General features: G+C 47.7%; 14 protein-coding genes. 6 read left to right on the plus strand and 8 right to left on the minus strand.

All coding sequences use genetic code 11. The annotated features are described in order from the left end of the window. Nucleotides 1–36: 36 nt before the first annotated feature. The gene (locus ACO6V1_RS04065) at nt 37–1,017 is read right to left on the minus strand and encodes a hypothetical protein (RefSeq protein WP_422445075.1); all 981 of its coding nucleotides are present in this window, start codon (nt 1,015–1,017) and stop codon (nt 37–39) included. 330 nt (nt 1,018–1,347) lie between these two features. Between ACO6V1_RS04065 and ACO6V1_RS04070 the strand changes: the two genes are divergently transcribed. Both ACO6V1_RS04070 and ACO6V1_RS04075 read left to right on the plus strand, forming a co-directional pair. Then, a complete protein-coding gene (locus ACO6V1_RS04070; protein WP_422465906.1) occupies nt 1,348–3,399 on the plus strand; it encodes a hypothetical protein in 2,052 nt (683 codons plus the stop codon). A gap of 137 nt (nt 3,400–3,536) precedes the next feature. After that, complete coding sequence (locus ACO6V1_RS04075) at nt 3,537–4,928, plus strand: NAD(P)/FAD-dependent oxidoreductase (RefSeq protein ID WP_422465908.1); 1,392 nt, start codon at nt 3,537–3,539, stop codon at nt 4,926–4,928. Nucleotides 4,929–5,076: 148 nt separating this feature from the next. On the opposite strand, the gene ACO6V1_RS04080 is transcribed toward ACO6V1_RS04075, so the two are convergent. Together ACO6V1_RS04080 and ACO6V1_RS04085 are read right to left on the minus strand one after the other, a co-directional pair. Continuing rightward, on the minus strand, nt 5,077–5,388 hold the full coding sequence (locus tag ACO6V1_RS04080) for a TusE/DsrC/DsvC family sulfur relay protein (protein ID WP_101745945.1): 312 nt from the start codon (nt 5,386–5,388) through the stop codon (nt 5,077–5,079). Between the two features lie 83 nt (nt 5,389–5,471). After that, entirely contained in the window at nt 5,472–6,068 is a 597-nt protein-coding gene (locus tag ACO6V1_RS04085; protein ID WP_422445069.1) for an HNH endonuclease, read from the minus strand. Between the two features lie 430 nt (nt 6,069–6,498). Here ACO6V1_RS04085 and ACO6V1_RS04090 point away from each other — a divergent pair, with 430 nt between their 5' ends. The 3 genes from ACO6V1_RS04090 to ACO6V1_RS04100 all read left to right on the plus strand — a co-directional run bounded on the left by ACO6V1_RS04090 (nt 6,499) and on the right by ACO6V1_RS04100 (nt 8,406). Beyond that, nucleotides 6,499–6,954, plus strand: a complete 456-nt coding sequence (locus tag ACO6V1_RS04090) for a DUF3429 family protein (RefSeq protein WP_422445067.1) — start codon at nt 6,499–6,501, stop codon at nt 6,952–6,954. 34 nt (nt 6,955–6,988) lie between these two features. Then, nucleotides 6,989–7,243: a DUF3081 family protein gene (locus ACO6V1_RS04095; protein ID WP_163372621.1), complete on the plus strand. Its 255-nt coding sequence runs from the start codon at nt 6,989–6,991 to the stop codon at nt 7,241–7,243. 110 nt (nt 7,244–7,353) lie between these two features. Further along, entirely contained in the window at nt 7,354–8,406 is a 1,053-nt protein-coding gene (locus ACO6V1_RS04100; RefSeq protein ID WP_422445065.1) for an aldo/keto reductase, read from the plus strand. A 616-nt stretch (nt 8,407–9,022) separates the two neighbouring features. On the opposite strand, the gene ACO6V1_RS04105 is transcribed toward ACO6V1_RS04100, so the two are convergent. The 5 genes from ACO6V1_RS04105 to ACO6V1_RS04125 all read right to left on the minus strand — a co-directional run bounded on the left by ACO6V1_RS04105 (nt 9,023) and on the right by ACO6V1_RS04125 (nt 13,240). Next, nucleotides 9,023–10,045: an ETS domain-containing protein gene (locus tag ACO6V1_RS04105; RefSeq protein ID WP_422465910.1), complete on the minus strand. Its 1,023-nt coding sequence runs from the start codon at nt 10,043–10,045 to the stop codon at nt 9,023–9,025. Between the two features lie 148 nt (nt 10,046–10,193). Further along, nucleotides 10,194–10,865 carry a hypothetical protein gene (locus ACO6V1_RS04110; protein WP_422465912.1) on the minus strand — a complete coding sequence of 224 codons (672 nt, stop codon included), beginning with the start codon at nt 10,863–10,865 and terminating at the stop codon, nt 10,194–10,196. Nucleotides 10,866–11,211: 346 nt separating this feature from the next. Next, entirely contained in the window at nt 11,212–11,781 is a 570-nt protein-coding gene (locus ACO6V1_RS04115) for a hypothetical protein (RefSeq protein ID WP_422445059.1), read from the minus strand. A 143-nt stretch (nt 11,782–11,924) separates the two neighbouring features. Further along, the gene (gene phnP, locus ACO6V1_RS04120; RefSeq protein WP_422445057.1) at nt 11,925–12,677 is read right to left on the minus strand and encodes a phosphonate metabolism protein PhnP; all 753 of its coding nucleotides are present in this window, start codon (nt 12,675–12,677) and stop codon (nt 11,925–11,927) included. Nucleotides 12,678–12,697: 20 nt separating this feature from the next. After that, nucleotides 12,698–13,240, minus strand: a complete 543-nt coding sequence (locus ACO6V1_RS04125) for an Lrp/AsnC family transcriptional regulator (RefSeq protein ID WP_422459048.1) — start codon at nt 13,238–13,240, stop codon at nt 12,698–12,700. 257 nt (nt 13,241–13,497) lie between these two features. On the opposite strand from ACO6V1_RS04125, the gene hppD reads away from it, so the two are divergent. Next, a complete protein-coding gene (gene hppD / locus ACO6V1_RS04130) occupies nt 13,498–14,577 on the plus strand; it encodes a 4-hydroxyphenylpyruvate dioxygenase (RefSeq protein ID WP_422445053.1) in 1,080 nt (359 codons plus the stop codon). Nucleotides 14,578–14,615 lie beyond the last annotated feature (38 nt).

Raw genomic sequence — 14,615 nt, forward strand, 5'->3', positions numbered from 1 at the left:
ATAGACCAATATGTCAGCAAAAAGTTGGAACGCCGATTACTGACGATAACTATCAAACCCATCTGCTTTTGTGGCGTATTCATTAATTGTTTTATTAAGATCCTCTGGAATCTCCTTCAATGGTGCTTCGGATGGTGTGAATTCATACAATGTGAATAATGCATCCAGAGTATCTCGGAAAACTTTTACGTCCCGGGTAAACAGAATAACGGTAGAGCAGAAGTTAGCTACCGTATTGGAAGAAGATTCCGGATAATACCCATTCTCCAGCTCCTCTTTTATAAATTTAATATCTATCTGGTCGGCATAGTACTTACGTCCATATTCAATATCTCTCTGGTGGGCATAGTTCTCATGAGCTGTTGCTTTGAGTAGCTTGTCACAAAATTCAGTGAGTGCCTTTTTTTGATGATCAGTAGGCCCCTCGGTTTTGCTGCACTGACCAGTACTCTCGAACAATCGATAGATCGCTTTGGAACATCGGCTGAAATCAGAGGGGGTCATCGTAACAAGCTTGAATAAATCCAGTGTGGCTTGTGGGAAATTAGGTCTGTAATCATAATGGTGAAAGAATCTTTTATTGAGCTGAGTGGCAATTCTGGTCAGGCCGTGAGCCTTGGCAGTAATTTCCTTTTGATTTTTACTATCGATTATTTTCTCAAATTCAGATACTTCTTCGTTAAATCCCTTTACCAGTGTGTTTAAACCTTTTAACAAATCAGTATTTTCATCTGCTTGCATCAGTTGTCTGATTGGAGATAATCTTGTTGGGATACTCACACTACGTTCAGATAAATGCGAGCCAGAATGAGCTCCAGCTAATTCACTAATACTAATCTGATACTTATCAAGCAGGTGTTTAATAATTTCCTTCGCTTCTACACAGGCTATATCCCGGGGAAGAAAGTCTAAGGCGTTCAAAAAACCTTCTCTTGCAGCTCTTTGATATGGGGGTAGTGCTTCAGTGGGTCGTTCATTAAATGTGGGTGGCGTGTTGTTGTCAGATCTAATATCCAATTCTAAATCCTCGTCAATTATTTTTTAGCGTAAACGTGAAGCTGTTCCAGTCTCAGCAGGCGATTCATTACGACGCAAGCATTGTAAACCAATCTGTCAGAAAAAAGTTGGAACTTTTCTTCTGAGAAACAGAAAAAGATTCGTACTACTGACCGGCTGAAGAATATGTTCTCAGATTTTTCGTAATGATTTTACGGTTCAGAACATTCCTCATTTGGCAGTGAACTAAAACTTTTCCCTATGGTCAGAATTCCATGTTGGATGTGTCAGAAAATCATAATTGGCACATCTTCTAGAGATCACGTGTAATACTGTCATGAAGAATTGACCATGTTAACTACTACTGCCAGTCCCACCATTTCTCAACCAGAAATAGCAACATCCGCCAACTCATCAGAAGTACCTGCTTCCCCTGCAAATTGGCTAAGCCCAGTGCTGGATTGTGCTTATGGGACTGTCAGCGCTCTTCACAAGATTACGCGCAAGATCGTATCTGCTCCTGCTCAGACGTTTATTTTTCTGGCCCTGGCGAACAGATGTATAGCACCGGTGAATGCCTCCCCTCATTCTCCATCCTCGGTCACTCCTGCAACAATGGGGTTGGGGCCGTCGGTTAATGTACCCTCTGCACCCCCTTATATACCGCCACCACCTGAACCCGGGTGGATGGCTACGCTGACAAGTGGTCGTCCTGCTTATCGGGACCATGAACGCCCCCGTACTGCAAACCGTGGCTCACCGGCAAGAAACGGCCGACCCGGTATGGACAGGGTCACTCCGCCCCGCCCTGAGAACCGGTGTGTTGAAAAGAACCTGTTCCCCTTCTATTCAGGACCACGGATAAGCCTTGCCTGTCCCGGAAAGATTTTGCCATTGGATCAAAGCCGCAATGTACGACATGAGTACCTGCAGTGTGGCAGTGCCGAATCCTCCTGGACTCGCTATCCGGATCCGTTGGATGAAGCCGCCTGGCATGCATTGAAAAAAACAGACCCTGATCAGGCCGTCCAATGGTTGCGCGACCTTCCGGCCCCGGAGTATGGGGGCATTTTGGACTACCCGATTGACCTTATCTGGAAGTGGGAAGATTGCCGACTGATTAAGGATTCGGCTATCTGTGGGACTTACCGGGTATGTGATCAACAAACGCCCACCGGACAAAATCGACGTCAGTCCGATACCAGGAATTGCAGGGACGTTGCCCGAAGTTGCTACGCCGATGTTGCCCAGGAGGGACGCAGTCCCTGTGGCATGGGCAAACTGGTCTATAACGTGAAATTTGTGAAAAAAGACTCGCCTGAGTTGAGTCCTGGCCGACCCGGGGTTATCACGCGTCTGGCCAATGGTTATGACCTGTTACCTGGTGAAAAAGAGCAGCTGTCGGTCAGCATTTTTTGCCCGGCCAATGGTTATGACCTGATACGTGGTGAAGAAGGGCAGCTGTCGGTCAGCAATTTACGCTCGCCTTCGGTTCGGCTGAAACCAACGCTGAATATTAATGACCCAAAGAATGCCTACCAAATTCACACACGCAATAATAATCTGTGGCAGCCTGCCTCCCTGCAATGTCGCCTGAACGGTTTTGACAATGTCAGTTTTGAGGTGCTCACCGATCGGCGAATTCTATCCAGTCCACCCAATACTCTCTGGTTCCCTGGCGGCGATATGTCGTCAGCCATTGTGTGGGGGGGCGCATTTGATCTGAACGGGGACTATCAATCCAGGGGCTATCCTTGTGGATTAATCGTCGAAGACACAGCAAGTTACACCTTCAAAGATCTGTCGTTATCAACCATGTCTGCCGAAACATCACCACTGATCAGGGTGCAGCTTTACGAATCCACCTGGCTGGGAGAGCGGCTGAAATCCACCGCCTATTTTGATGACCATATCCAGCTGCTGGTGGACCCCGTGCCAGATAGCGGGGCCAGTGATACCCTCAGAGCTTCGACACGCTACCAGCTCAGTTTCGATTATGGAGTCGGGGCAGCAATTTACCGGACTTATTTACCCGGGCTCATCTATTATCCGGGGCGACTGTTATTCTCCCCTGATGCGTTGAGCTTCGAAGATTATCTGGCTCCTGATAGCCGATACACGTTCAAAGTAACCATGAATCTGAAAAATATGCCGTTCTACTACCAGCCCTGTGCATCAGAACCTGCAGCTCCGGATTGCCAATGGTATGCATTATGGGGGTTGTTCAGCCCGGGGCGATATGAATCACGCAGTTTCTCCCTCAAAAGCCTGGATATTACCGTCACAACTCCACCGCAAGTTGAACTGAGAAGCTGGCAGCCGACATTCTGGGAGTTTGTACGGTACGCTCAGTTTATCGCTCCGCTTTATGTGGCCTGCAAAGTGGTAATGGCGGGGAATTAATGCTGAATACCCATCAGGGGGGGCAGAGTGCTGACTACAGCAAAATAAATGCCCGTCTATGGAACCTTTTGCTGGCCGATTTGTCAAAAAACAAAAAAATATTTTTAACTACCTTGATATCATTTCATGGAGGAAATATGACTGCGTTCTCTTTAGTACTTACATCGATATTAGTATTCTTCAGTGGTCAGCTCCAGGCTTGGGATACTACCGGTGAAAAGCACCACGATGTTGTCGTTATTGGCGGTGGGCTGATGGGTAGCGCCGCTGCCTGGCAGCTGGCCCGGGACGGCAAAGAGGTTATCCTGCTGGAAAAACAGGATCGAGAATACAGTCAGGGTTCCAGCAAAGGGCTGACACGCATTGCCAGAAGTAACAATCTGGGCAGCGATCTGTGGTCTTACCTCCACAACCGTTCGGTTCAGGAAACCGCAACGCTGGTCACCTATCTCGGTAATCAGGGCGACGATACCTCGATGTCTGCTGTCTACCAGACAACACCCGTCAATTATATGAGGCCGCTGAAAGCGGCTGATGCCATTATTGCTTCCTCTGAACGACAAAAGGTGGACTACAAATTAGCTCGAACGCCGGAGGAGGGAATGGAGATGTTTGGTGTTCAGCTGCCGGAGGGGGTTTTTCTGCATCGTGAATTCAATGAGCACTCAGGCATCCTTAATCCTGAAGCACTGATCTCACTGCTGCACAGGGCCATTAAACTGAAAGGAGGCACAATTGTTTACAATGCTTCCGTTAGCGATATTCAACAGCAGGGTAACCACTACCTTATTGCCAGCAAAGATTCGCAAGGTTCTGAAAGGAAATTGACAGCCAGCCAGATCGTCAGCGCTTCGGGTCCTCACACCGGCCCATTGCTAACTGAGCTGGCACCCTACATGGATAAACTGATCACGCCAAAGCGGGTATTTCTTGCGTTCCTGCAGATCAGTCCGGCGAAGTATCATCAACTTGAGGATCACGCCCGCAGTCAATTGAGACGCGCCTATCCGGTGATTAACAGCTCCGCTGGCACCCGGGAGGGGAGTTTTTATTCCATGTTTGAATCTTCTGGTGCAGATGGAAATCCGGTCATCAAGATTGGCGGCCATTTCCAGCGCAGCGACATCAACAGTCTGGACGATGTCTGGCACCAGGCGTTGTCCGAAGAGGAGATTCGCTGGAGCATTGAGAACACCGGTCGGTATTTACGCATGCATGGGGTGCCGGTGAACGATGAGGATCTGCAACTGGTTGACGATGTTTCCTGTGTCTATAGCCTGACCAGTACTGAGGTACCCATTGTTTCCCAGCTGGTCGCGCCATCCGGTGACATGGACAGCAACTTCGTGGTGATCGCCGGAATGTCCGGAGTCGGTGCCAAAGGAGCCATGACCTACGGAAGAATTGCCGCCAACCTGCTTCAGGGCAAGAGCGAAAATGATTCTGGTTATCTGGAGGCTGTGGAAGCCGTTGGCTTTACCAGACTCAAAGAGGATGTTGATCAACTGCAGGTAAGCCCGGAAAAATAAGGCATTGAGAACCGACCGTGTCCTGTTGAGCAGTGGCTGGTGTCACTGTCATCAATCAGCAGGACTTTGTTGTGGTTTGGTTTCCATCTGCCCATATTACAGATGTGAGTATGCCTTCTATTTCCCGGCAGAGTAGCTTCTTTGACGGTCAGAAGCAGTTGGTAGGACGGGGCAGTCCGGCAATTCGGGCAGCAACTCTGGCCGGGCTTTCAGGAAAAAGCGTCATTAGATAGAGGCTGTTCCCTTTGTCTTTGCCAAGGGTATTGGCAATATGCTTAACAAAAGGTCGCTGGTTTGGGGCCAGTTCATATTGTTGATAGAACGCCCGCAGCGCGTAAATCACTTCCCAGTGCGCTTCAGTGAGCACTATACCCTCAAGCGCCGCCAGCTCTGTGGCAGCTTCTGTATTCCATTCGTCAAGGTTGGCCAGGTAGCCATCGTTGTCGAGATTCAGGGGCATTGCTGATTCCAATACAAAAAAATGAACAGGGCGGGGAGTTTACACCGGAGCCCTGTACATAGACAGGGGCTTCAGCTGACGATTTAAATGGGTTGCAATATTCTGGATGATGTATTGCGATTACGGCTTTTCCAGCGACAGTTTTTGGAAAACTGGGTTCTGAGATAGTCAGCCTGATCCGGCAGGATTCGCTGGCTGTTGACCAGGGCAAGATATTCGGCAGCATTGGGTCGATAGGGCAGGGCAATCAGTGACATCTCGGTGTTTTCCAGCAGCTTGTCTCCTTTAAACTGATTACAGCGTCGGCAAGCAGCAACAACGTTCATCCAGTCATCAGCGCCTCCCTTGGATTTTGGCACAATATGATCCCGGGTAAGCTCCCTTGTTTTGAAGAAACGGCCACAATACAGGCATTGATGATTGTCTCTTTCAAACAGTGAGAAATTGGTAAGGGTTGGATTGTTTCGGCAGGGAAAAAGCCGTTTACCGCCACAGGCAACGATACTGGGGAGTTCGATAATCGTTCGATCTCCATGCCACCGGTTATAGCCGCCATGGATCCGGTAAATAATATCTCCCAGGCTCCAGCGAACCAACTCTCTTGAGTAGAGGCATACTGTTTCCTGCCAGGTAAGCCACTCAACAGGCTGGCCAGCAGTATTCAACCGCAGAATATACACGACAGAGGCTCCCGTTTATCAGTCCCTGATAAAGGTCAACCTGACGGGCCATTGCCACTCACGATCAACGCATCCGCTGAGCAGAGTTCTCTTTAACCGGGCAGGCCGCTGCGACCTTAAAGGTCGTTTGGTTAATCATTTTATCGGCTCTATTATTCTGATTCGTATCCATTTCAGGCTAACACATTCATTCAGCATTAATAAACCCGGAGCAATGATATGGCATGATCCATTCGATCTGACCATTCGTACAGATAGGGCGTAGCTCACCTTTACTGGCAAAAGCTGAGTGAAAATATGTATGAAAGCTCCCTTTTTTTATGATGTGGCTCGCCACATCTGGCTGAGAATCCTTGCTCGCTGGCAGAATAAGCCCTATACCTGTGAGGTTGAATGTTTAGACATCACTGTGAGACCAAAGGAGAACCGAGTGGATCGCTTTCAACGACTCATGTACTGGCTTGCCTGGCTTGGGATAATGCCTTTTATTATTACGCTGTCTCTATCCATCAGGGACCAGTCTCTGTTTGATAATACAGGGGAGCAACTGTTCATTATTTATTCCATCATTATCAGTAGCTTTATGGCCGGTTCTTTATGGGGGCAGGCCGTCTACAGTGAGAATCAATCCAGAAGCATTTTTAAAGTACTGGCCAGTAATGCCATTGCACTCTCGGTATTCGGAGGGCTTCTGGCAGGGCTGGCGAATCATCAGATGCTGGTGTTACTTGCCATCGGTTATCTGGCAACACTGATTATTGAGTGCGTTCATACGGAGCCTTTGGCCGATGGTCGGGTAAAGTCTTACCTTTCCATGAGAGCAACTGTCACTCTTGTGGTGTTTATCTTGCACTGTTTTCTCTATGCCTCCCTGAAAATTACGTAAGCGGGGAGCCTTGCTTTTCTGAAGGAGTCAGTCAGTGGATCAACATATCGATATTCAAAAGTGTCTTTTGGCATTTGCGCGCATTCTGGACAAGGGTGAACAGGTGGCCGGGGGCTACTTCCTGGAAGGTGTTACCGCAAAGTCAATGGATGATGGCTATACCGTTATGCTGGGCAATAGGGATTGTCAGCTGTCCATCTATTTTCATAATAAATTCGGGATTGAGTCCCCCAGCCAGAAAAGTACAGACGCTTTTATTAAGCTGCTTTATCGCATTGCCGAGCAATAGTTTGCTGTTCACCAGGACCAGTCAGCAGTGTTGATTTGATTATTCTCCTGATTGTGTTTTTCTATTACTGTAATATGCATTAACCCTTAAAAATACCGGGGAGTCGGTCAGTGAAAAAAATTAAACTGGGATGCAGTGAACTGCAGGTGACAGAGGTCTGCCTGGGATCCATGACCTGGGGACAGCAGAACTCTCTGAATGAGGCGTTAGAGCAGATTGACTTCGCGCTGGACCAGGGAATTAACTTTATCGATACGGCCGAGATGTATCCGGTTCCCCCTGATGAGCAGACCAGCGGTGAAACTGAGCGCTGCATTGGTGAATGGATCCGGGCCAATCCGGGCAAGCGTGATGAGGTTGTCATTGCCACGAAAATTGTCGGTGTGGGACTACCGTGGATACGTAATGGCAGCCCAATCAGTGGTCAGCGTATTAAAGAAGCGGTGGAAGGTTCTCTGAAACGCCTGAATACAGACTGTATTGATCTTTACCAGCTGCACTGGCCAAACCGGGTCTCTCCCCATTTTGCCAGACACTGGCCAGGGATGGTTCCCCATACCCAGGTGGATCGAGCGCGGCAGGAAGCGGAAATGGTGGATATTCTTCAAGGGCTGGATGATTGTATTAAAGCGGGGAAGATTCGTTATTGCGGCCTTTCAGATGATACGCCCTGGGGCATTGGTGAGTATGTGCGGCTGAGTGAGAAGTATGATTTGCCCAGGATGGTATCTATCCAGAACGAGTTCAGCTTAATACATGCCAAGGACTCACCCTATGTATTGGAATCCTGTGTATTAAATGATGTCGCTTATCTGCCCTGGTCGCCACTTGGCGGTGGAGTGCTGTCTGGCAAGTACCGAAATGGACAGATTCCGTCGGGTTCCCGTTGGTCTTTTCAGCAGAGAAATGGTCTCTTCCGCAATACCCCAATGACTCACAAGGCGATTGAAGGCTATCATGGGGTAGCTAAGCGCCATGGGTTCTCCCTGGCACAGATGGCACTGGCCTGGGTATATCAAACAGAGGGTGTAACATCGACGATTATCGGAGCCAGTTCACTGACGCAGCTTAAGGAAAATATTGATGCCTGCCAGCTGAAATTATCAAAAGAGGTGCTGGGCGAGATCAATGCTGTATTCCGTCAATACCCGGTACCTTTTTAAAGCAATCGGTCGCTGAGGGTGTTTCTCCCAGCCAACAATGTTCAGATACAGATAAATGCCAGGTCAACTTCATCGGTTTACTCCTTTTCCATTATTTCCATCTGCAGGGAAAGGGTTTCAACCTGATCAAGTTCCTCTGAAGACAATGGGCGATAAAAACGTGGATACTCCCAGCCAAATCCCCCAGCGGAACGGTGTGGGCCATAATGGACTGCCGCCAAACCGAACTCCGGCATACATTACAGCGCCAATCCGGGGATGGCCCGCTTCTCTGAGACACTGTCGCAATGTCTGGTCTGAATGTAATCGGCCTTCTTCGGTGCCGCCCTGGCAGTAAGTAAAATCATGACTAACACAGCAGTGCAACCATTGATCAGGCTGGGATAATGTGCCATTCGGAAACAGGCTGCAGCCATCACTGACAAAGGGTTTTAACTCACTTTGATAATAATTGTTGTTATTTTCATAAATTCGTCTTTGTGGGGTTATAACTCAAGCACTCCAGTGTTGCCGTCACTGGTGGTCAGTGTCAAGGATTCATGGTTTGTCAGGGCAGTTCCATTCCCGGTGAGGCCGTGAGCAAGCCTACGAGTGGGGGCTCCTGGTTTGACTTTACTCAACGCATGAGTCCTATGGTTTTAAAATAATCAGCAACAACAGGATTCGATAGATTAAAGCGATAATGCAGTCTTGGCAGGTGGGTGCCATACTGATCAAATTTAGTAATTATGCCTGCGGTATAATAATTCCTGATTGATCTTGCAATATTTTCAAAGACGACGGGGGTTGTTCTTTGTCTGTGAGTGGTCCATTGCTCTGAAAATTTGTCGAGATCTTTAAATTCAAAGATACCTTGTCTAATATTTACCCAGGCAGTGGAGTTATCTCGATTATGAATAATATTATGTAATATAAATTTCCAGAGAGAATTTACTTTACACAAATTTTTATTTATTTGATCAGATTTTGGCTCACTTAATTGATGCTGATTGCAGAAGGCATATCTTTCCACCGGGGAGTAACCAACTTTCGGGCTATAGTGAGTGTAGGGATAGGGGAGAAGACTCTTTTCCTTTTCAGTGTATTTTGCTCTGGCACCTGAATTTGCAACCACCTGACTCTCCGGATTTTTTTCAGTACCTGTAAAATTATTCGTCATAGCTCCACTTTGCATGAATGAATTTAAAAAAGTATCTGATGAATCAGGATCTGTTTTTGTATAGGTAAACTGAGTATTTCTACTATTAGTTGACATAGAGTTATGTGCCAATTTATCAGATTCTTCATAAAACTGTGGCTGCCTTATTATGCCAGCTTCAGAAAAATAGAGGTGCATAGTTTTAGAGATGTTACTTTTTATCCTTGGGTTGTCATTAGAAGTGTTTTGTAAGCCACAAGGAACACTTAAATGGTTAAAACGTTGATAATTAATCTCCATCTGTCTTTGTGATAAGTTGGTTTGATGTTGTCTTGAGTTGAAGTGGTCGTTTGTAAATATTTGACGTGTGGTGGTATAAGGGGTGTATCTCAGGTGTTTTTCTTTATTCTGTACCGTTGTGGAATATCTTCGGTGAAGTTGATCATCGTTAGGGTTAGCTATTTTATTTAATGTCTTGTTAGCAGATATCGGGTTGCTCATAAAAAATTGACCCTGTATTTTATTGGTCTTTCTCTTTGTCAATGTTATATGGCTAAAAGTTCCATCTTTGAGTCATCTTTTTTGTCAGGTGGAACCACTTTTCAATGTGTTGATACATATTCATTGTCGCTATGTTCAAAAGATAACATTATGATAGTGTTTCCTTCTTGCGCGCCTGATTGCGTTGCCTCTGATACTCCCTTTGGATCTTCCTTCGATACTCTGCATAATCGGGATTATTCTTGTAGCGTTCTCTCTGGTAATTTCTGAAGCGCTCCCTTTGTTTCTCTGCGTAAGCGGGATCTTTGCAGCGCTCCCTGTAGCGTTCCCTTGCGAGTGCCAGGTAAGCAGGATTTCTTTTCCGCGCCCTCTGTTGTTGTGCGTAATTGGGGTCATTCTTGTAGTACTCTTTTTGACGCTCTCTTTTGCGCTGCGCGAACTCGGGATCATTCCGGTAACGCTCCCTCTGGCGCGCCCTTTTACGCTCCTTTTGACGTTCTGCCTCAGCAGGATCTTTACAACATTTCCTGTTGCGCTTCACTGTCAGGGTGGAACTTGCATCCGGGACCTTATCTCTTGACCGGGCTGAATCACCTGATGAACCAATACCTAAAATAGACTGGATCGAAAAACGTTCATTAGCGGGAATATATTTTGGTGCATGATTATGCTTCTTCAGCCCCATTCTGACTGGCAAGTGATGTTCAGGGTTATAAACGATGACTATCGATCTTTTTTCAAACCGGGGATCCTCAAGTGGATTATGAAAATGCACCGTTGGCTGCTGAAGGTAGTTCTCAGGAGTTTCATTAGTGGACACAGCGCATGGAACAGTAGCTGTTTCTGCAACATCACGGGAGAAGGCCTGACAAAATCTGCCCGATTCAGAAAAAGCGGTATCTTGAAAATAAGAGACGTGGTACGAAACTGTATATATTGGCTCGGAAACAGTAGCTATATCCATTGAATTATTGAATTATGGAACTCTAGCTTTCTGACCACTCTTTTTACATAAAGTTCCCCACCTGACACAACTCATTTGAAATCTTTGTTATGGATTGTCTGAATACCCATATGTCATGTCAGGGACTGCGGTGAAGGCAGTCGCTACTGAAGGCAGGATGATTGACGGGGTGATTATGTGTGGGTATTAACGCTTCTCTGCACTATTCGAGATTCTCTTCCCAGTCATCAATCAACCAGTCACCGGCCATCCAGTACTGGTCAATATCCATGCTACGCACTGGGTCATCACCTCGATCAAACATGTCCTTGCCTTCTTTAAAGGCTTCTAAACACTCGTCTGCCAGTACCTGCCCATGAATGTTCAAGCCAGTGGAGAATTCATCCGGAAAGTGCTTGAGGCTTTCAGCCAGTCCCTGGCTTGGGTCAGATGGCCACAATTTTTTCAGCACAGCGCGGGAAGCGCCGTAGGTGATCTCATCAATATGAGTTCCCTGACAGTGAGCCCGGTAGATCGCCATCAGGCTCAGGTCATCGGGCTCAGCAGTGGTGATCATTATCAAGGGCTGTTTCTGCTGGCAGTCAAACTCACTGGCTAACAGGTGAAGCGCCAGCCCTTCCGCAGAATAAAGGGGGCTGATATGGCAGGCATTGCAGGCAGTAATCAGTATCTGTCCAGAGGCATCAAGAATACAGGCTGTATAGGGCGATGCAGGGTTTGCATTGACGCCAAGCTCCAGCAGCTCACCCATCAACTCGGTGTAATCAGACATGTTGATAACTCCAGATCACCGTGATCCCAACAGGCGGTCAAGACTCACAGTCATCGATATTGAGGCATGCTTAAACATAGTTGATGGCCAGCGTTTTGTCTGCCCATAGTCCTAACCCGGATATTTCATAAACATGCTCCTGCCTAAAGGGTGATTACCAACCCATCATGGCCAGCTTCAATATTTTTTGGTAACGGATTGGTATTCATCCAGTTATCAAGCTCATGGCCAATATGGGTAAGAATCGTGCGTGATGGTTGTATCCTCTGGTGCAACTCCATAACATCATTCAGGCTGTTGTGAGCTCCGGGAGACGCTGACATGTCCGGAGGGTAACTACAGTCAATAATCATGACATTGACCGGATTGCTGGTAAAAAAGGTGAGGGTCTCCTCTGGCAGTCCCAGGGTATCCGTCAGGTAGACCAGTGTCCTGCCATTACGGTGAAAAACATAGCCCATGGTTGGGCGTGAGTGACTGAGGGGAACAGGGGTTATCCTGACACCATTGACAGTAAAGGGAGCGAAGGGCGTCACTGTCTGACTGAAATCCAGAATGCCGGAATGTTTCAACAGCTCTTCCGGGGCATCCGAGGTGTCTGGCCCGGTCACGGATATTTTCAGGCCACTTCCCCAGCGCAGGCTGAATAAACCGGCAATATGATCCATATGGTAATGGGTCAGAATAATCTGTTTCAGGGAGCCTGCTGGAAAACGATCTTCAATATCCGTAAGCCCTGCATCAATAAGCATCATTTCATTGTCGGACTCCAGGATGGCGGAAGCCGGGCGGCGAGCGAGAAAAGGGTCCATGATGGCTTTAATGCAGGCGGGGCAGTCACAACCATAAACCGGGCATCCTTTCACGCTGCCTGTGCCGGTCAGGGTAAACTTCATCGGGAACTCCATAAAAGACTCTATAAGCTGAGGGGCAGTACCGTGGTGGATTTAATGGCAGAGAGAGCCAGGGCCGTTTTGATCTGGCTGATACCGGGAATTTTCATCAGTTCTTCCATCAGGAAAAAAGAGAGTGCGTGCTGATTTTTGGCCACCACCTTTAACAGGTAATCGCCATCACTGCCAGTGATGGCATGACACTCCATAACCGGAGACATGTCCAGAATGGCCTCTTTGAAATGGGTTGCAGAGTCCGGGGTATGGTTATCCAGGGAAACCGTGATAAAGGCTTCAACATCCAGGCCAACCGCCTGCGGGTTCAGTAAAGTCACCTGTTTCTGTATATAGCCTTTTGCCTTCAGCCGACTGATACGGCGGGAGCATTGTGATGCAGAGAGGCTGACCAGCTCTGCAAGACATTGCAGGGATAGCGCATCATTCTTCTGGAGTGCAGACAAAAGTCTGATGTCGTAGGTATCCAATACATTTCTGCTCGCCATCCGATCCCTCGCTGTGTTGTTGGCCACACTTCTGATCAATGCAGACAGACCCGGATTAAGCATCTTCTCTAACCGGAATAATGCACTTCTTTCATTAACAACCTCCGGCAATCAGGGCTGCTGCCGAATTTATTGGCAGGATCCCGACATAACTGGCTGCTTTCAGGTAGTGTAAGCCCGGTTTGATGGCTCCGCCAATTCATCTGATGCAAACCTTTTGTATCATCTTGCGTAATGAGGCTGCATATCGCAAGGCTTTTGCATCAGGGCGATCGTATACTTTTTCTATACTGTGGCTGGACTGTAAAAGAGGACGAAGCATGACAACGAACAAAATGTCAAAGATTACCAGCACAAACCCGATGGGAACCGACGGGTTTGAATTTGTCGAATACGCAGCGCCGGATGCGCTGGCACTGGAAAGCCTCTTCAAACAGTTTGGATTTGTTGCGGTAGCGCGCCACCGATCCAAAGAGGTGACACTCTATCGCCAGGGGGGAATTAACTTTATCGTTAACAGCGAGCCTGACTCATTTGCCCAGAAGTTTGCCCGGGAGCATGGCCCTTGTGCCTGTGCATTTGCCATTCGGGTAGAAGATGCGGCGTTTGCCTATGAGAGGGCGCTCAAACTGGGCTGTCAACCCGGGCCAACCCAGAGTGGTTCCATGGAGCTGAATATCCCATCCATTGTGGGCATCGGTGGCTGCCTGATTTATCTGGTTGACCGATATGGCGACAAAGGGTCGATTTATGATGTGGACTTCGTTCCTGTTGAGGGCGTTGATCAGGAACCTGAAGGTGTCGGCCTGACCTTTATCGATCATCTTACCCACAATGTCCAGCGGGGCAATATGGATAAGTGGGCATCTTACTACGAGGATATTTTTAACTTCCGTGAGATTCGATATTTTGATATTGAAGGCAAGTTGACCGGGTTGAAATCCAGGGCAATGACCAGTCCCTGTGGGAAGATCAGAATTCCCATCAATGAATCTTCTGATGACAAGAGCCAGATTGAAGAGTATCTGCACCAATATAATGGCGAGGGTATCCAGCATATCGCGCTGTACTCCAAAGATATCTATCAATCGGTACCGGCGATGCGGGGCAACGGTGCCGCCTTTCTGACCCCGCCACCGGACACCTATTACGAGATGCTCTCTGAAAGGCTGCCCTGGCACCAGGAAGATGTTGATAAGTTGAAAGCCAGTGCCATCCTTATGGACGGTGCACCTACTGAGGAGGGTGGATTGCTGTTACAGATTTTCACTGAAACCGCCATTGGCCCGATTTTCTTTGAGATCATCCAGCGCAAAGGGGATGAAGGGTTTGGTGAGGGTAACTTTACCGCGCTGTTTGAAAGCATGGAAAGGGATCAGATGAGAAGAGGGGTGTTGTAGCTTTTTCTCTGATCTGACTGATCACCAATCCGTCGGGT

This window comes from Endozoicomonas sp. ALC013 (assembly GCF_049310205.1).
In the GTDB taxonomy this organism is placed as follows: Bacteria; Pseudomonadota; Gammaproteobacteria; order Pseudomonadales; family Endozoicomonadaceae; genus Endozoicomonas.

Excerpts from the sequence above, each read along its gene's own strand:
- ACO6V1_RS04070 (WP_422465906.1), top strand. The coding sequence starts at position 1,348 with ATGTTAACTACTACTGCCAGTCCCACCATTTCTCAACCAGAAATAGCA.
- ACO6V1_RS04075 (WP_422465908.1), top strand. The coding sequence starts at position 3,537 with ATGACTGCGTTCTCTTTAGTACTTACATCGATATTAGTATTCTTCAGT.
- ACO6V1_RS04080 (WP_101745945.1), bottom strand. The coding sequence starts at position 5,388 with ATGCCCCTGAATCTCGACAACGATGGCTACCTGGCCAACCTTGACGAA.
- ACO6V1_RS04105 (WP_422465910.1), bottom strand. The coding sequence starts at position 10,045 with ATGAGCAACCCGATATCTGCTAACAAGACATTAAATAAAATAGCTAAC.
- ACO6V1_RS04115 (WP_422445059.1), bottom strand. The coding sequence starts at position 11,781 with ATGTCTGATTACACCGAGTTGATGGGTGAGCTGCTGGAGCTTGGCGTC.
- phnP (WP_422445057.1), bottom strand. The coding sequence starts at position 12,677 with ATGAAGTTTACCCTGACCGGCACAGGCAGCGTGAAAGGATGCCCGGTT.
- ACO6V1_RS04125 (WP_422459048.1), bottom strand. The coding sequence starts at position 13,240 with ATGCTTAATCCGGGTCTGTCTGCATTGATCAGAAGTGTGGCCAACAAC.
- hppD (WP_422445053.1), top strand. The coding sequence starts at position 13,498 with ATGACAACGAACAAAATGTCAAAGATTACCAGCACAAACCCGATGGGA.